General features: G+C 71.7%; 18 protein-coding genes. 12 read left to right on the plus strand and 6 right to left on the minus strand.

The window, feature by feature from the left end; genetic code table 11:
* Window positions 1-4: 4 nt before the first annotated feature.
* The gene (locus OG782_RS24770; protein WP_406454459.1) at window positions 5-1006 is read right to left on the minus strand and encodes a GNAT family N-acetyltransferase; all 1002 of its coding nucleotides are present in this window, start codon (window positions 1004-1006) and stop codon (window positions 5-7) included.
* A gap of 117 nt (window positions 1007-1123) precedes the next feature.
* Between OG782_RS24770 and fdxA the strand changes: the two genes are divergently transcribed.
* Window positions 1124-1444: a ferredoxin gene (fdxA, locus tag OG782_RS24775; protein WP_018956287.1), complete on the plus strand. Its 321-nt coding sequence runs from the start codon at window positions 1124-1126 to the stop codon at window positions 1442-1444.
* Window positions 1445-1567: 123 nt separating this feature from the next.
* Window positions 1568-2662 carry a succinyldiaminopimelate transaminase gene (gene dapC, locus OG782_RS24780; protein WP_406454461.1) on the plus strand — a complete coding sequence of 365 codons (1095 nt, stop codon included), beginning with the start codon at window positions 1568-1570 and terminating at the stop codon, window positions 2660-2662.
* A gap of 77 nt (window positions 2663-2739) precedes the next feature.
* Here the strand turns inward: dapC and OG782_RS24785 are convergent, their stop codons facing one another.
* A complete protein-coding gene (locus OG782_RS24785; protein ID WP_406454463.1) occupies window positions 2740-3114 on the minus strand; it encodes an ATP-binding protein in 375 nt (124 codons plus the stop codon).
* A 287-nt stretch (window positions 3115-3401) separates the two neighbouring features.
* Entirely contained in the window at window positions 3402-4343 is a 942-nt protein-coding gene (locus OG782_RS24790) for a hypothetical protein (protein WP_406454465.1), read from the minus strand.
* Window positions 4344-4378: 35 nt separating this feature from the next.
* On the opposite strand from OG782_RS24790, the gene dapE reads away from it, so the two are divergent.
* A complete protein-coding gene (dapE, locus tag OG782_RS24795; RefSeq protein ID WP_406454467.1) occupies window positions 4379-5458 on the plus strand; it encodes a succinyl-diaminopimelate desuccinylase in 1080 nt (359 codons plus the stop codon).
* A 96-nt stretch (window positions 5459-5554) separates the two neighbouring features.
* Complete coding sequence (locus tag OG782_RS24800; RefSeq protein WP_406454469.1) at window positions 5555-6304, plus strand: TIGR00730 family Rossman fold protein; 750 nt, start codon at window positions 5555-5557, stop codon at window positions 6302-6304.
* A gap of 175 nt (window positions 6305-6479) precedes the next feature.
* On the opposite strand, the gene folP is transcribed toward OG782_RS24800, so the two are convergent.
* Window positions 6480-7352 (minus strand): dihydropteroate synthase, encoded by an 873-nt coding sequence (gene folP / locus OG782_RS24805; protein ID WP_406454471.1) that lies wholly within the window; start codon window positions 7350-7352, stop codon window positions 6480-6482.
* A 158-nt stretch (window positions 7353-7510) separates the two neighbouring features.
* Here folP and OG782_RS24810 point away from each other — a divergent pair, with 158 nt between their 5' ends.
* Together OG782_RS24810 and OG782_RS24815 are read left to right on the plus strand one after the other, a co-directional pair.
* Entirely contained in the window at window positions 7511-7942 is a 432-nt protein-coding gene (locus tag OG782_RS24810) for a DivIVA domain-containing protein (RefSeq protein ID WP_406454473.1), read from the plus strand.
* The gene (locus OG782_RS24815) at window positions 7939-8526 is read left to right on the plus strand and encodes a DNA-3-methyladenine glycosylase I (protein ID WP_406454475.1); all 588 of its coding nucleotides are present in this window, start codon (window positions 7939-7941) and stop codon (window positions 8524-8526) included. The genes OG782_RS24810 and OG782_RS24815 overlap by 4 nt, the downstream gene beginning before the upstream one ends.
* 51 nt (window positions 8527-8577) lie before the next feature.
* Here the strand turns inward: OG782_RS24815 and OG782_RS24820 are convergent, their stop codons facing one another.
* Window positions 8578-9390, minus strand: a complete 813-nt coding sequence (locus OG782_RS24820; protein WP_406454477.1) for an enoyl-CoA hydratase/isomerase family protein — start codon at window positions 9388-9390, stop codon at window positions 8578-8580.
* A gap of 313 nt (window positions 9391-9703) precedes the next feature.
* Here OG782_RS24820 and OG782_RS24825 point away from each other — a divergent pair, with 313 nt between their 5' ends.
* A complete protein-coding gene (locus tag OG782_RS24825) occupies window positions 9704-9871 on the plus strand; it encodes a DUF3117 domain-containing protein (RefSeq protein ID WP_003966491.1) in 168 nt (55 codons plus the stop codon).
* 150 nt (window positions 9872-10021) lie between these two features.
* Here OG782_RS24825 and OG782_RS24830 read toward each other — a convergent pair whose 3' ends face one another.
* A complete protein-coding gene (locus tag OG782_RS24830; protein WP_406459257.1) occupies window positions 10022-10687 on the minus strand; it encodes an O-methyltransferase in 666 nt (221 codons plus the stop codon).
* A 182-nt stretch (window positions 10688-10869) separates the two neighbouring features.
* On the opposite strand from OG782_RS24830, the gene sigE reads away from it, so the two are divergent.
* The 5 genes from sigE (at window position 10870) to OG782_RS24855 (ending at window position 15858) form a co-directional block, all read left to right on the plus strand.
* On the plus strand, window positions 10870-11631 hold the full coding sequence (sigE, locus tag OG782_RS24835; RefSeq protein ID WP_406454478.1) for an RNA polymerase sigma factor SigE: 762 nt from the start codon (window positions 10870-10872) through the stop codon (window positions 11629-11631).
* Window positions 11628-12629 (plus strand): zf-HC2 domain-containing protein, encoded by a 1002-nt coding sequence (locus OG782_RS24840; protein WP_406454480.1) that lies wholly within the window; start codon window positions 11628-11630, stop codon window positions 12627-12629. Before sigE ends, OG782_RS24840 begins: the two co-directional genes overlap by 4 nt.
* 122 nt (window positions 12630-12751) lie before the next feature.
* Window positions 12752-14503, plus strand: a complete 1752-nt coding sequence (locus tag OG782_RS24845) for a trypsin-like peptidase domain-containing protein (protein WP_406454482.1) — start codon at window positions 12752-12754, stop codon at window positions 14501-14503.
* A 100-nt stretch (window positions 14504-14603) separates the two neighbouring features.
* Complete coding sequence (locus tag OG782_RS24850) at window positions 14604-15080, plus strand: sec-independent translocase (RefSeq protein WP_406454484.1); 477 nt, start codon at window positions 14604-14606, stop codon at window positions 15078-15080.
* Window positions 15081-15198: 118 nt separating this feature from the next.
* Window positions 15199-15858 carry a hypothetical protein gene (locus OG782_RS24855; protein WP_406454486.1) on the plus strand — a complete coding sequence of 220 codons (660 nt, stop codon included), beginning with the start codon at window positions 15199-15201 and terminating at the stop codon, window positions 15856-15858.
* Window positions 15859-16059: the final 201 nt, after the last annotated feature.

Raw genomic sequence — 16059 nt, forward strand, 5'->3', positions numbered from 1 at the left:
CGCGCTACGCTGCCCGGAAGTGGTGGTACAGGTGGTGCGTCGCGAAGCCCATCCCGTCGTACAGCGCCCGCGCGCCGTCGTTGTCCGCCTCCACCTGGAGCCACGCGGCCGACGCGCCCTCGTCCATGGCCTGCCGGGCCAGCGCGGTCATCACCGTGGTGGCGAGCCCCTTCCTGCGGTGTTCCGGAGCCACCTCGACGGCCATGAAGCCGGCCCACCGCCCGTCCACCACACACCGCCCGATCGCGGCGGGCGCCTCGTCCCCCTGGTCGCCCGGCACGGTCGCGAACCATACCGAGGGCCCGCTGCCGAGCACCGCGGCCACCTGCGGGCCCGGCGTCACGAAGCGCTGGTAGCGGGCGAGCCAGGCATCGTCCACCGTGCGGCTCAGCCGCACCCGGGACACCTCCGCCGCCAGGTCACCGACCGGGGCCAGCGCCGCGATCCGTACCTCCGCCGTCACCTCACGCCGCCAGCCGTGGCCCTCCAGGGCGGCGCACAGCTCCTCCTGGGTGCCCTCGCCGCCGGTCGCGGTCTGGATGTACGCGGGCAGCTCCCGGTCCGCGTACCAGTGCCTGACCCGCTCGAGCGCCTCGTCGAGCGGCATGCCCGGATCGCCGAGCGGCAGCACGGAGTTGGCGCGCCGGGTGAAACCGCCGGCGGCGCGCAGCAGCCAGTCGCCCAGCGGTTCGCTCTCCAACGGCTGCCAGGCGCGGGCGTACACCGGGGCGAGTTCGGGGAAGGAAGCGGAAGGACCGCGCCGGCGGGCCGGTGCGGACGGCACGACCTTGCCCGCCACCAGGGACGATTCAGCGATACGGACGGAGTCACCGCTCTTCGGTGTGACCGAGAGCACACCATTGTTCCACGATGTGAGAACACCGACCGTGTCGGTGAACTTCGGACCCCGGGAGCCGTTCTCGGTCAGGCGCCGGACCGATACCCGTTTACCCACGTCAGCCGGTGCAATTCGGACCTCGAGTCGTCCGCCGATGGTGAATTCCACAGCTCTGTCCGCCCCTCCTGTTCGGATCGTGCCCCGGAACGGAGATACTAGGGGCGGGCATCGACGACGCCGCGCTCCCGCGCGAGAGCCAACGCCCTACCGAGGAGGAACGACAGCGTGACCTACGTCATCGCGCAGCCTTGTGTCGACGTAAAGGACAAGGCCTGCATCGAAGAGTGCCCCGTCGACTGTATCTATGAGGGCCAGCGGTCCTTGTACATCCACCCGGACGAGTGCGTCGACTGTGGAGCCTGCGAGCCGGTGTGCCCGGTCGAGGCGATCTTCTACGAGGACGACACCCCGGAGGAGTGGAAGGACTACTACAAGGCGAACGTCGAGTTCTTCGACGACCTCGGGTCGCCGGGTGGTGCCTCCAAGCTGGGCCTGATCGAGCGCGACCACGCGTTCATCGCCGCGCTGCCGCCGCAGAACCAGTAGCAGCGTTCCGGCACGTGCGTCGCCCCGGTCCCGTACGGCTCGTCACCGTGCGGGACCGAGGTGTTTTCCCGGCCGCCCCTGCCGTGCCGCCCGCGTGAACCCCGTACGAGAAAGCAGAGATCCGTGTCCGCAGTCTCCTCCCGCCTCCCGGTCTTCCCCTGGGACAGGCTCGCGCCCTACAAGTCGACGGCCGAGAGCCACCCGGACGGCATCGTGGACCTGTCCGTCGGCACGCCCGTCGACCCGGTGCCCGAGCTGATCCAGCAGGCGCTCGTCGCCGCCGCGGACAGCCCCGGCTATCCGACGGTGTGGGGGACCGCCGCACTGCGCGACGCTCTCACCGGCTGGGTGGAGCGGCGTCTGGGCGCGGTGGCGGTGACGCACGAGAACGTGCTGCCCGTCGTCGGCTCCAAGGAACTGGTGGCCTGGCTGCCGACCCAGCTCGGCCTCGGCGCCGGCGACAAGGTCGCCTACCCGCGGCTCGCCTACCCGACGTACGAGGTCGGCGCCCGGCTCTGCGGGGCCGAGCCCGTCGCGTACGACGACCCGACCGAGCTCGACCCGGCCGGACTGAAGCTGCTCTGGCTCAACTCGCCGTCCAACCCGACCGGCCGGGTCCTGCCCAAGGACGAGCTCACCCGGATCGTCGCCTGGGCGCGCGAGCACGATGTGCTGGTCTTCAGCGACGAGTGCTACCTGGAGCTGGGCTGGGAGGCCGAACCGGTCTCCGTGCTCCACCCGGACGTCTGCGGCGGTACGTACGAGGGCATCGTCGCCGTCCACTCGCTCTCCAAGCGCTCCAACCTGGCCGGCTACCGCGCCGCGTTCATCGCGGGCGACGCGGCCGTGCTGAGCGAGCTGCTGCTGATCCGCAAGCACGGCGGCATGATGACGCCCGCGCCCGTCCAGGCAGCGACGGTCGCGGCGCTGGGCGACGACGCGCACGTGGCCGAGCAGCGCGCCCGGTACGCGGACCGGCGCGCCGCCCTGCGCACGGCCCTGGAGGCCCACGGCTTCCGGATCGAGCACAGCGAGGCGAGCCTCTACCTGTGGGCGACCCGCGACGAGCCCTGCTGGGACACCGTGGCGTACCTGGCGGAGCTGGGCATCCTGGTGGCGCCCGGCGACTTCTACGGCCCGGCGGGCGACCGCTTCGTGCGGGTGGCGTTCACGGCCACCGACGAGCGCGTGGCGGCCGCGGTCAAGCGGCTCGGCTAGCCGGACGCAGGTACGCGCGAGGGCCTCGGGAGTGCGCACTCCCGAGGCCCTCGCGCGTACGTGACAGGTGTGGCGGGTCAGCCGATCGGCAGGCCCTGGGTGGGCAGGCCCTGCGTCGGCAGGCCGCCGAGGGTGCCGGTGGCCGGCTTGCCCGCGGTCTTCGCCGCGGGGACGGCCTTGGCGCCCGTCTCGGTGAGGGCCTTGCCGGCCACCGGCAGCGTGGTCCCGACGACCTTGGCGCCTGCCTGGCCCGCGGTGTCGGCGGCCGGCGCGGCCGCGCCGTCGACGGCCTTGCCGAGTCCGGCGCCCTCGACGGTGGTGAGACCGCCGAGCTCCGGGGCCTGCGGGAGCTCCGCGGCACCTGCGGCACCGGCCGCACCGACCACGGGGGCCGCACCCGCCGCGATCAGCAGCGCGGTACGGGCGATCCGACGGGTCAGGGGGAGGGACATGATGCTCCTTCGACGGGGTGGGGAATCTTGCTGTCCGTGGGTCGGACGCCATGACAACCGTCGTGGGGGCGGGTGAGGTTGCGGTGGGGCAACGTAAAGACTGGGTAATGCGTCACATAATCCGCAGTGGAGGAACCCGGGTGGACAATGCCTGGGCGGGGTGCCCGCCGAACCGTCACTTCCCTTTTCCCGCAAGGAAATCGGGGTGCGGTGAGGAAGATGTACGAGGTGCTGCGCGGAGTCCGTTCCGGGACGGCGCGGACCCCCTGCGCGGGTGACGGGCCGTACTAATGCACGAGGCTCATTCGGACCTCGGTGGTGCCCGATTCCTTGCGTTCCGTGCGCCAGCCCGACTCCGGCTCCCACACCAGGCCCGCGTACGCGACCTCGTCGATGCCCAGCGCCTCGGACTGCGCGACCGCCCAGTGCGCGAGCGCCCAGCCGTGCTGCCGCGCACCGCCCGCGGAGCGGCGGTCCGGCCGCACCGGCACCGAGAGCGAACCGGCGGCCGTCGCACCCGCGGCCGGGGTCTGCTCGGCAGCCCCGTCCGTGGCCGGCAGCACATCCTTGCCGAAGGCACGGACCAGAGCGGCCCTGACCTTCGAGGCCTCGCCCGTCCCGGCCGTGGTCCGCGGCGGCGCACAGGTCAGCGCGGACGGCGTCCGGCCGGTCAGCGCCGCGGCCAGCAGCGCCGCGTCCGGCTCGTGCTTCGCGTACGCCTGCGGGAAGCCGCTGCGCTGGACGCGCTGTGCGGCCACGGTCAGCGGCAGCCTCGAATAGCCGGGCACCTCGGCCAGGTGCTGGTAGAACTTCCCCGCCGAGTAGACCGGGTCCAGGATCTGCTTCTCGGTGCCCCAGCCCTGCGAGGGACGCTGCTGGAACAGGCCCAGCGAGTCCCGGTCGCCGTGTTCGATGTTGCGCAGCCCGGATTCCTGCAGCGCGGTCGCCAGCGCGATCGTCACCGCGCGCTCCGGCATCCCGCGGGTGGTGCCGACGGCGGAGATCGTCGCGGCGTTCGCGGCCTGTTCGGAGGTCAGCACGTACGTCCGCCCCCGGCCGTCCGAACCGTCGGCCGACCGCACGGTGCACTGCTCGGATCCCTTGCCGCCCGAGACGTACTGCACGGTCAGATACCCGCCCAGCGCCGCGAGCACGGCGAAGGCGGCCGCGATACGCAAGCGGCGGCTGCGGCCGGTGTGTCGGCGGGCAGAGGATACGGTCCGGGGCACGGGGTCACCGTACGCGAGGGACTAGGGTCGTAGCCATGGCCGAAAGCACGCTTGACCTCACATTGGACGGGCCCGCCCTCACCGCGCGGCTCGTCGACTTCCCCTCGGTCAGCGGGGAGGAGAAGGACCTCGCCGACGCCATCGAGTCGGCGCTGCGGACCCTGCCGCACCTGACCGTCGACCGGTACGGCAACAACGTCGTGGCCAGGACGAATCTGGGCCGTGGCGAACGCGTCGTGCTGGCCGGGCACATCGACACCGTGCCGATCGCCGACAACGTGCCCTCCCGGCTCGATGCCGACGGCCTGCTCTGGGGCTGCGGGACCTCCGACATGAAGTCGGGCGTCGCCGTCCAGCTGCGGATCGCCGCGACCGTGCCCGAGCCCAACCGCGACCTCACCTTCGTCTTCTACGACAACGAAGAGGTCGCCGCGCACCTCAACGGCCTCGGCCACATCGCCGACGCCCACCCCGACTGGCTGACGGCCGACTTCGCGGTCCTCCTGGAGGGCTCCAACGGAGAGGTCGAGGGCGGCTGCCAGGGGACGCTGCGCGTCTTCCTCCGCCTGGAGGGGGAGCGGGCGCACTCCGCGCGCAGCTGGATGGGCTCCAACGCCATCCACGCCGCCGCCCCGGTTCTCGCCCGGCTCGCCGCGTACGAGCCGCGCAAGCCGGTGATCGACGGCCTGGAGTACCACGAGGGCCTCAACGCCGTACGGATCGAGGGCGGCGTCGCCAACAACGTCATCCCCGACGCCTGCACGGTCGTCGTGAACTACCGCTACGCCCCGGACCTGAGCCCCGACGAGGCTCTGGCCCACGTCCACGAGGTCTTCGCCGACTGCGGCGTCGCCGAATTCACCGTCGACGACCACTCGGGCGCGGCCATGCCCGGCCTCTCCCACCCGGCCGCCAAGGCGTTCATGGACGCGGTCGGCGGCACCGCCCGGCCCAAGTTCGGCTGGACGGACGTGGCACGCTTCGGCTCGCTCGGCGTCCCCGCGGTGAACTACGGCCCCGGCGACCCGATCCTCGCGCACAAGCGCAACGAGCACGTGCGGGTCGAGCGGATCACCCACTGCGAGGACCGGCTCCGCTCCTGGCTCACGATCTGACCTCTCGCATTCCCCTGTCCGTAACCTCCGGCGATCTAGGCTGGCCTGAGACGGAGCGCCGCAGGGCGGCTCCGACGTCGTCGGAGGGAGCAGGTCATGGGCAACCCCGAGGGAGCACAGATCCCCGAGGAACAGCGACTCGGCCCGGTGCTGCGCCGCAGGGAACAGGTACAGCCCGGCACCACCGATCAGCGGCTGCTGGACTCCGAGGGTGACTCCGAGTGGGTGCACACCGACCCCTGGCGGGTGATGCGCATCCAGTCGGAGTTCGTCGAGGGTTTCGGCGCACTCGCGGAACTGCCGAGCGCCATCAGCGTCTTCGGCTCGGCCCGCACGCCGACCGGTACGCCGGAGTACGAGGCGGGTGTAAGGATCGGCCGGGCGCTGGTCGAGGCGGGCTTCGCGGTGATCACCGGGGGCGGCCCCGGAGCGATGGAAGCGGCGAACAAGGGGGCCCGGGAGGCGAAGGGCGTCTCGGTCGGCCTGGGCATCGAACTGCCCTTCGAGTCGGGCCTCAACCAGCACGTCGACATCGGCGTCAATTTCCGCTACTTCTTTGTCCGGAAAACGATGTTTGTGAAGTACGCGCAGGGCTTCGTCGTCCTGCCCGGCGGCCTCGGCACCCTGGACGAGCTCTTCGAGGCGCTCACCCTGGTCCAGACGGGCAAGGTCACCCGCTTCCCGATCGTGCTGTTCGGTACGGAGTACTGGGGCGGCCTGGTGGACTGGCTGCGGGACACGGTCGTGGCGCAGGGCAAGGCGTCCGCGAAGGACCTGCTGCTGTTCCACGTCACGGACGACGTGGACGAGGCGGTGAACCTGGTGACCAAGGAGGTCGGGCGCTGACTCCCGGCCTCGCCCGGCTTGCCTTTCAGCCCCTCCGGCGTCTGTTTTTCAGTCTCGCCGGCGTTTGAGGAGCGGGGTCCGGGGCGGAGCCCCGGTTACGGGAAGGGGCGGGCAGGGGAACAGGCCCGCCCGAGGCGCCGCCCCGCCCGCCACCCGGGCTACGCCAACACCCGGGCTACGCCAACCCGCGCCGTGCGACCGCCGGCGCCCGGTGCCCCGCGATGGACGCCACCATGTCCAGCACGTCCCGCGTCTCGGCCACCTCGTGCACCCGGTACACCCGCGCCCCCAGCCACGCGGACACCGCCGTCGTCGCCAGCGTGCCGAGCAGCCGCTCCTTCACCGGCCGGTCGAGCGTCTCGCCCACGAAGTCCTTGTTGGAGAGGGAGACCAGCACCGGCCACCCCGTCTCCGCCATCTCGCCGAGGCGGCGTGTCGACTCCAGCGAGTGCCGGGTGTTCTTCCCGAAGTCATGACCGGGATCGATCATGATCCCGTCCGGCCGGACTCCCAGCTCCACGGCCCGCTCGGCCAGTCCCAGCGTCACGCGCAGGATGTCGGCCATCACGTCCTCGTACCCCACCCGGTGCGGCCGGGTCCGCGGTTCGGCACCGCCCGCGTGGGTGCACACCAGCCCGGCCCCGTACCGTGCGGCGACCTGCGCCAGCTTCGGGTCCACGCCGCCCCACGCGTCGTTGAGCACATCGGCGCCGGCCTCGCACACCGCCTCGCCGACGTCGTGGCGCCAGGTGTCGACGCTGATCACCACGTCCGGGTGGCGGCGGCGCACCTCGGCGACGAAACCGACCGTGCGGCGGGCCTCCTCCTCGGCGGTGACCTCCTCGCCCGGGCCCGCCTTCACCCCGCCGATGTCGATGATCGCGGCACCTTCGGCCACGGCCTGCTCGACCCGGGAGAGCGCGGGCTCGTCGTGGAAGGTCGCGCCCTGGTCGTAGAACGAGTCCGGAGTGCGGTTCACGATCGCCATGATCACCGGCTCGTGCGCACCGAACTCGCGCCGCCCCAGCCTGAGCGCACCGCTTCGCATCCCGTGTCTCTCCTCTGAATCCGCCCGGCAGATGCCCTGCCGGAGCCGACTGCGACCCTAGTGCCTCGCCCGGTGCGGTTTGTCCGGGCGAGGCACTGACCGTCAGTCCCTCATGGCACGATCGGACCCGGACGAATTCGGCTCCCGGGGAGATACGCGTGTTCTGGTTCTTGCTGCTCGCGATGGTGGTGGTGGTCGCCGCGGTCACCCTTGCGGTGGTCGGCGGAGGAAGGAGCGCCATCCTGCAGGACGTGGCGCCCGAGCAGCTGACGGATCCGCTGCCCGCGACACGCCCGGTGGGCAGGGCGGATGTCGAGGCGCTCCGGCTGCCCGTCTCCCCCCGCGGCTACCGGATGGCCGATGTCGACGACGCGCTGGGCCGGCTCGGCGCCGAACTCGCCGAACGGGACGCCCGCATCGCGGAGCTGGAGTCGGCGCTCGCCGGCGCGCAGGCCACCAGGGCCGGCCGCCCCGGCCTCCTCAAGGAGGAGCCCCAGGACCGCACACAGACGCCCTGGCAGGCGCCGGAGCGGCCGGCGGAGCCCCCGCAGGGCGAGGACCCGCGCCCCGACGAGGAGACCGGACGTTGAGCGGCGGCGCCGAAGCGGCGGCGGACGGCGGTCTGCGCTGCCCCTGGGGCCTGTCCACCGATGACTACCTCACGTACCACGACACCGAATGGGGCCGCCCGGTCCACGGCGACGACGCCCTCTTCGAACGGCTGTGCCTGGAGGCGTTCCAGTCCGGGCTGTCCTGGCTGACGATCCTGCGCCGCCGGGAGGGCTTCCGCAGCGCGTTCGCCGGGTTCAGCATCTCCAAGGTGGCGGCGTTCACGGACACCGACCGGGAACGGCTCCTCGCCGACGCGGGCATCATCCGCAACCGCGCGAAGATCGACGCCACGCTCGCCAACGCCGGGGTGCTGGCCGGCTGGCAGGACGGCGAGCTGGACGAGCTGATCTGGTCGTACGCCCCCGACCCGGCGGGCCGTCCCGCCCCGCGCACCCTCGGGGACGTACCCGCGGTCACCGCGGAGTCCACGGCCCTGGCGAAGGACCTCAAGAAGCGCGGGCTGCGCTTCATCGGCCCGACCACGGCCTACGCCCTGATGCAGGCCTGCGGGCTGGTCGACGACCATCTCGCCGACTGTGTGGCCCGCGGCACCGGGGCGTAGCCCGGGGACGGGCCACCGCCCGCGGTGCCGCGGGCGCGGAACCGGGGGCGGCTACCGGCCGAGGTACTTCGGCCTCTCCTTGTTGAGGAAGGCCTGCACGGCGATGGTGTGGTCCTGCGACGCGCCCGCCCGGGTCTGGAGTTCGTCCTCCTTCTCCAGCGCCTCGCGCAGCGTGTGACCGGCGCCGTGGGCCAGCGATTCCTTGAGCGCCGCGTACGCCACCGTGGGGCCGTCCGCCAGGGCGCGGGCCACGGCGACGGCCTCGGCGGCGAGGTCGGCCGAGGGCACCAGTTTGTTGACGATGCCGAGGTCGTGGGCGTCCTGCGCGGAGATCGAGCGCGGGAAGAGCAGCAGGTCGGCGGCGCGGCTGTGGCCGATCAGGCGGGGCAGCGTCCAGGACACGCCCGAGTCGGCCGTGAGGGCGACCCCGGCGAACGAGGTGTTGAACGAGGCGGTGTCGGCGGCCACCCGGTAGTCGCAGGCGAGTGCGAAACCGAAGCCCGCGCCGGCCGCGACCCCGTTGATCCCGGCGACGACCGGCTTCGGCATCTCGGTGATGGCCCGCACGATGGGGTTGTAGTGCTCCTGCACGGTGCTGAGTGCGTTTCCGCTGCCCGACTCACTGGCTTCCGTCAGCTTGGAGACGTGCTCCTTGAGGTCCTGGCCTACGCAGAAGGCGCGCCCGCCGGACGCCGTGAGCAGAACCGCCCGCACGGCGGGGTCGGCGCCGGCCGACTGCAGGGCATCGCGCAGCGCCACCTTGGTCGCGGTGTTCATGGCGTTCATCGCGTCAGGACGGTTGATCGTGATCGTTGCGAGTCCGTCACTCACTTCGTGGAGCACGGCGGCGTCGAGATCGGCCATGTGCGGTCCCCTTTGCGTCTTGTTCACATGCCTGTCCACGCAAGCATGGCCGACTTCGGCGGAAGCGAACATGTGACCTGCGTCTAACAATTCCGCCCCGATGGAGGGGTAAAGGGGACGGAGTATCGCAGCCAGATCGCCGAATTGGGTGGTTTTGAGTGAGCGCGTTGCGCAAGCGATGCAGAGCGATGTTGGTCATCAGGGTCTGTGATGCGGGATAATGGCCTGGAAGCAATGTGTTCGATGCCGGTGAGGCAGCGCCTGTCATGGGGCCGCCGGTTGCGATGAGCTGGTTTCAGGAAGGGGAACGAGCATGGCGGCCATGAAGCCGCGGACGGGCGACGGCCCGCTCGAGGTGACAAAGGAGGGGCGGGGCATCGTCATGCGCGTTCCGCTCGAAGGTGGCGGTCGGCTTGTCGTGGAGCTGACTCCGGACGAGGCCGATGCGCTCGGCGATGCCCTCAAGAAGGTCGTCGGCTGAGCAGAGGCGCCCACACTTCACCACTGCCCCGGCACGGTATCCGTGCCGGGGCAGTGGTGCGTTCCGTGCCTTGTCCATACGGTGCCCGTGCCGCGCCGGGCCAGGTGTTTCTGTGGTTCCCGTGCCGCGCCGGGGCGCCGGCTGCCGGGGTCAGCCGCGCCGTACCGCGCAGAGCAGGCCGTCGCCCACCGGCAGCAGCGTCGCCATCAGCTCCTGGCTCTCACGGACCGCGCGCAGCAGCTCGCGCAGCCGCAGCACCTCCGCGGGCTGCGGGGCGGAGTCGACCGTACGGCCGTCCGCGAAGACACCCTCGAAGCAGACCAGGCCGCCAGGTCGCAGCAGGCGCAACGATTCAGCGAGACAGTCCAGACTCTCCATCCGGTCGCCGTCGCAGAAGACGAGGTCGTAGCCGCCGTCCGCCAGGCGGGGGAGTACGTCGAGGGCGCGGCCGGGGATGAAGCGGGCCCGGTTGGTGGCGAACCCCGCCGCCCGGAAGGCCTCACGGGCGAACTGCTGGCGCTCGGGTTCGGGGTCGACCGTGGTCAGCACCCCGTCGGGCCGCATGCCGTGCAGCAGATAGATGCCGGACACGCCGGTACCCGTGCCGATTTCAGCCACCGCTTTGGCGTCCGTCGTGGCAGCGAGCAGGCGCAGCGCTGCGCCGGTGCCTGGCGACACCGAGCGAAGCCCCGCGTCCCGGGCCCGGTCCCGGGCCCAGCGCAATGCTTCGTCCTCGGCGACAAAGGCGTCGGCGAACGCCCAGCTCGTCTGCCGGTTGGCGGTAATGACCCTCTCCTGTCCCCTTAGTTGGCGCAACGGTGACTGTATCCGCTGCACCCGGGAACCCGCAGATGGGACCGGGCGTTATGAAAGGGCAGGGGAAAGCCCGTGGACCAGGCCCGCAGATCGGGTCCGGGGACCAGGGGCAGGCGGTTCCCGGGGCGATCCCCGGCCCCAGCTGGAAAAAGGCTTATCCGGAGCTAACGGGCGAGGTGGCTATGGTAGGGGCTCCACTGGACACCACCAGAGCCGACAGGGGAGGTGCGGCTGCGCCTGTGGATCGGGGAGGAGTGCTGCGGCGCTTTCTCAGGTCGGCGGGTGAGCCGAAATCCGTGACCAACATTGCTGACCGTTCTTCCAACGACTCCGCAACGACCGCGACCTTCGCCTCAGATGCGGAATCCCAGGCGTGGACGCCGCCCACATGGGAAGAGATCGTCAGCACGCACAGCGGTCGTGTCTACCGCCTTGCCTACCGACTGACGGGTAACCAGCACGACGCCGAGGACCTCACGCAGGAGGTCTTCGTCCGGGTCTTCCGTTCGCTGTCGACCTATACGCCCGGCACCTTCGAGGGCTGGCTGCACCGCATCACGACCAACCTGTTCCTCGACATGGTCCGCCGTAAGCAGCGCATCCGCTTCGACTCCCTCGGGGACGACGCCGCCGAGCGGCTGCCCAGCCGCGAGCCGTCGCCGCAGCAGGCCTTCAACGACACCCACTTCGACGCGGACGTCCAGCAGGCGCTGGACACCCTTGCGCCCGAATTCCGAGCAGCCGTCGTGCTCTGTGACATCGAGGGCCTCTCGTACGAGGAGATCGCCGCGACACTCGGCGTGAAGCTCGGCACCGTGCGCAGCCGTATCCACCGCGGACGCTCGCACCTGCGCAAGGCGCTGCAGCACCGTTCCCCCGAGGCCCGCGCCGAGCAGCGCTCGCTGGCGGGTGCCCTGGTGGCAGGGGAGGGCGGAACGGCGTGAGTGGCACAGGTCCGGCCTCCGCGGAACAACACCTGGGGGACCGGCTCGCCGCGCTTGTCGACGGTGAGCTGAAACACGATGCCCGCGACCGGGTCCTCGCGCACCTCGCGACCTGCGCCAAGTGCAAGGCCGAGGCTGCCGCCCAGCGGCGCCTGAAGAGCGTCTTCGCGCAGTCGGCCCCGCCCTCGCCCTCCGAGGGGTTCCTTGCCCGTCTCCAGGGCCTTCCCGGCGGACCGGGCGGTGACGACGACAGCCGGGGAAGACCACTGGACGGCTCCGGGCGTTTCGGTGACGGGGTCTTCCCTGTGATGCGGCCCTCCGGCAGCCCGGTGGAACCGCTCCGCGGCGGCGCTCCCCCGGACGGCTTCGGCTACCTCCCGACCGTGCACGGTTCGAGCGCGGTGCTGCCCGCCGCACCGGCCGGCTCCGTCTTCCGGATCCACGAGGTGGGCCGTGAGGCCGACCGTTCGCCCTGGCGGGGCCGCAGGTTCGCCTTCGCCGCCGCCAGCGCCGTCTCGCTGGCAGCCATCGCGCTCGGCGGCACCCTGCCGGCGAACGCGGGCCCCGACGTCCAGTCCCGGGCCGAGGGCCCGGGCAGCAACGCGACCCCGCTCGACGCGGATGCCCGCGCGGAGAGCGGCATCGGTGTCAGCCGCCGGGGCGGCGCCGGCCACGGCACGCTCTCCGCCTCCGGCACCGGTGAACGCCCGGTGTCCCTCGCGGTGAACGCAGCACCGTTGGCGTTCACCCCGGCGCCTTCCCTGCTCGGCTCCGGCAGCCTCACGGGGAACGCCTTCGGGCTGCCCGTCCGTTCGCAGGTGTCCGCGCCTTCGCTGATACGCCCGGGCGGAGCCGGCTCCCTGTTCGCCCAGGCCCTGGGCAGCGGACTCGCCCCGGCCCCGGCGGCGCCCTCACCGGAGTCCTCCTGGACCCCCACATCGGCCGCCGGGGAACCGGCCTCCGCCGATCACGGGCTGCCCCTCTCGCCCCGCCGCTGATCCAGGACTCCGGACGGGGCAGCGCAGGCCTTGCGTAAACCTGGTTGAATTCCGGCAGGATTTCGGGAGGGACGCCCCTGCGGGGGCGTGCGGAGGCCGGTTGCGGCAGTTGCGGGGAGAACATGGACGACGGGAAGCCCACCGAGCCGAAGGCGAAGTGGTGGAGCAGGCCCACGCCGGGGCGCGGCACACGAACAGCGCCTCAGGAGCCGTCGCCCGTCGAGGACGCGGTGCCCCCGGTGGACGCGGTGGCTCCGCTCGATGAGACGGAAGCGGAGCCCGCGCCGGAAACGGAGCCGCAGGAGCCCGTGACGTCCGAGCCCGTGACGTCCGAGCTCGCGGTGACCGCACCGCGGACCGCTCAGCCGCTGCACGAGCCCGACCAGTACAGCACCCCGCCCTACGGTGGCCCCGGCCCCTGGGCGCCCGCACCGCCCGTGCAGCGCCCCGTCCCGACCCCGGCGCACGGCACCCCCGTACCGCCGCCGTACTCGGGGACGAACGGCGCAGGCATGACGGTGCCCGCCCAGGCACCCGCCCAGGCGCCCGCCCAGGCTCCGGCCCCCGCCTTCCCGCCCCCACTGCCCCAGCAGCCCCAGATTCAGCACCCGCAGCCGCCCCAGCAGCCCCAGCACGGTCAGCCTGCGCAGCCCCAGCCGCACGCTCCGTCCCCGCAGTGGATGCAGTACGACCCCTGGGGCGCCCCCCGGCAGCCCCTCGTCACCAACCCAGGCCCCCCGCTCGGCTCCGACGGCGGGCGGCGGAAGAACCGGCGCGGACCGGTCCTGATCGGTGCGCTGCTCCTTGCCCTGGTGGCCGGCGGCATCGGCGGCGGGATCGGCGCCTACATCGAGCGCAACGGCGGTTTCACCCAGGTGGAGCTGCCCCAGGACGAGCGCAACGGCGGCGGACGCGCCCCGGACAGCGTCGCCGGCATAGCGGCCAGCGCCCTGCCCAGCGTGGTGACCCTGCACGTCAGCGGCGCCAGCGAATCCGGCACCGGCACCGGCTTCGTCCTCGACGACCGGGGCCACATCCTCACCAACAACCACGTGGTCGCCCCGGCCGGTTCCTCCGGTGAGATCACCGTCACGTTCAGCGGCGGCGAGACCGCGAGCGCCGAGATCGTGGGCAAGGACAGCGGCTACGACCTGGCCGTGGTGAAGGTCAGCGGCGTCTCCGGTCTGAAGCCGCTGCCCCTCGGCAACTCCGACAACGTGCAGGTCGGTGATCCGGTGGTGGCCATCGGCGCCCCGTTCGATCTGTCCAACACCGTCACCTCCGGCATCATCAGCGCCAAGGACCGGCCGATCACCGCGGGCGGCGAGAAGGGCGACGGCAGCGACATCAGTTACGTCAACGCGCTGCAGACCGACGCCCCGATCAACCCGGGCAACTCCGGCGGCCCGCTGGTGGACACCGACGCACACGTCATCGGGATCAACAGCGCCATCCGTGCCGCCGACAGCGGCTCGACCACCGAGGGCGGCCAGTCCGGCTCCATCGGCCTCGGCTTCGCCATCCCGATCAACCAGGGCAAGCGCATCGCTCAGGAGCTGATCAACACCGGAAAGGCCACCCACCCGGTGATCGGCGTCACACTCGACATGAAGTACGTCGGGGACGGCGCCAAGGTCGGGCCGAAGGGCGCCGACGGTTCGTCGTCCGTCGCACCGGGCGGCCCCGGGGCCAAGGCCGGGATCAAGCCCGGCGACATCATCACCGACGTGGACGGGCAGCAGGTGCACAGCGGTGAGGAGCTGATAGTGAAGATCCGCTCGCACCGGCCGGGCGACCAACTGGACCTCACACTGACCCGCGGTGGTAAAGACCTGTCCATGACTTTGACGCTCGGGTCGGCAACCGGCACGTGACGGCCACGGGAAGCTACCGCCCGGACAGTTCCGCCGGGTACCGTGGGCCGGGTCCGGACCCCATCCGACCTGGTCGCGGGAGAACACGAGGAGCCGCAAGGTGTTCAATGACATAGGCCCACTCGAGCTGGTTGCGCTCGCGATTCTCGGCGTGCTCGTCTTCGGCCCGGACAAGCTTCCCAAGGTCATTCAGGACGCTTCGCGCTTCATCCGCAAGATCCGTGAGTTCTCGGAGAGCGCGAAGGAAGACATCCGCTCGGAGCTCGGCCCGGAGTTCAAGGACTTCGATTTCGAGGACCTCAACCCCAAGACGTTCGTCCGTAAGCAGCTCATGGACGGCAACGACGATCTGGGGCTGAAGGAGATCCGGGAGAGTTTCGACCTGCGCAAGGAGGTCGCCGAGGTGACCGACGCGGTCAATGGTCGCGAGACCAAGTCCGTGGAGGCCGGCAGCGGCGTGTCGGACAGTTCCGCGCTCGCCGCCGCGAACGGCTCGGCGGGCACTCCCGACCTGCTCAAGAAGCGCGAGACGCCGGTGAAGGAAGCCCCGGTTCCCTTCGACGCAGACGCCACCTGAGACCCGTCAATCCCGGCTCGTCCGGACGGTATGGCTATTCTCCATCTGTCCGGTTGTGAGGACGCCCGTGGGGGGCGGGCCGCTCCGGACCTTGACGATCGAGGAGGCGGCCGGGCTGATGGAGACAACGAGTCGGGTGGGCGCGGAAGGTGCGCCGGACACAGTCGCGGCGGAAGGGGTGCCGGCGGCCCGGCTCACGGTCGACGGCTTTCTGCAGGCGCCGTTCCCCTGGTACGGACTGGACGAGGCCTTCACCGGTCCCCGCCGCCTGATGCAGGTGGGCACCGCCGCGGACGGCACGGTGCAGCACGGTTCCACCGGTCATGGCGACGAGCCCCTGGCGCGGAGCGACTCCGGCGCGGAGAAGCAGAGGTTCGCGGTCGTGGTCACCGTGGCCAGCAGCCCGGTGCGGGGCAGCGGCGACGGTACGGGGGTCCTGGACGCGACGACGGTCTCCTCCGCGGCCTGGCTGGCGGGTTCCGGCCTGCTGGCCTGCACCTGGCCCCCGCAGATGGACCACACCCTGCGCGACGACTGGCTGGACCAGCAGACGGAGACGGCGTTCGAGCTCGCCGACGATCTGGACGGCCCCGCGTGGTCGGCGCTGTCCCTGCCGGTCGACGGCGTGCCGGTGCCCTTCCACTACCGCGAGTCCGAGTTCGGCTGGGTGCTGGCGGGATCGGCGCACGGCGGGGTGCACATCGGGGCGTACGGGCGGGGAATGAGCGCGTACGGCCTGGGCTTCTCGGTCGTCGCCGACATCGCGTCGTACGCGTAGGCCCTGCCGGACCGGCCGGGGACGTCACGTCGTACGCGTAGGACCTGCCGGACCCGCCGGGGACGTCGTGTCGTACGCGTAAGACCTGCCGGACCCGCCGGACGCATCGCGTCGTACGCGTCACCGCACGGTAGGTCCAAGAGCGACGCAACGCACTGGTGCCGGGGACCGATCGGTCCCCGGCACCAGTGCGTTGCGTCG

This window comes from Streptomyces sp. NBC_00876, from assembly GCF_045207435.1.
Classification (GTDB): Bacteria; Actinomycetota; Actinomycetes; order Streptomycetales; family Streptomycetaceae; genus Streptomyces.

Excerpts from the sequence above, each read along its gene's own strand:
- OG782_RS24785 (WP_406454463.1), bottom strand. The coding sequence starts at position 3,114 with ATGTCCCTCCCCCTGACCCGTCGGATCGCCCGTACCGCGCTGCTGATC.
- dapE (WP_406454467.1), top strand. The coding sequence starts at position 4,379 with ATGGCCGAAAGCACGCTTGACCTCACATTGGACGGGCCCGCCCTCACC.
- OG782_RS24800 (WP_406454469.1), top strand. The coding sequence starts at position 5,555 with ATGGGCAACCCCGAGGGAGCACAGATCCCCGAGGAACAGCGACTCGGC.
- folP (WP_406454471.1), bottom strand. The coding sequence starts at position 7,352 with ATGCGAAGCGGTGCGCTCAGGCTGGGGCGGCGCGAGTTCGGTGCGCAC.
- OG782_RS24820 (WP_406454477.1), bottom strand. The coding sequence starts at position 9,390 with ATGGCCGATCTCGACGCCGCCGTGCTCCACGAAGTGAGTGACGGACTC.
- OG782_RS24825 (WP_003966491.1), top strand. The coding sequence starts at position 9,704 with ATGGCGGCCATGAAGCCGCGGACGGGCGACGGCCCGCTCGAGGTGACA.
- sigE (WP_406454478.1), top strand. The coding sequence starts at position 10,870 with ATGGTAGGGGCTCCACTGGACACCACCAGAGCCGACAGGGGAGGTGCG.
- OG782_RS24845 (WP_406454482.1), top strand. The coding sequence starts at position 12,752 with ATGGACGACGGGAAGCCCACCGAGCCGAAGGCGAAGTGGTGGAGCAGG.
- OG782_RS24855 (WP_406454486.1), top strand. The coding sequence starts at position 15,199 with ATGGAGACAACGAGTCGGGTGGGCGCGGAAGGTGCGCCGGACACAGTC.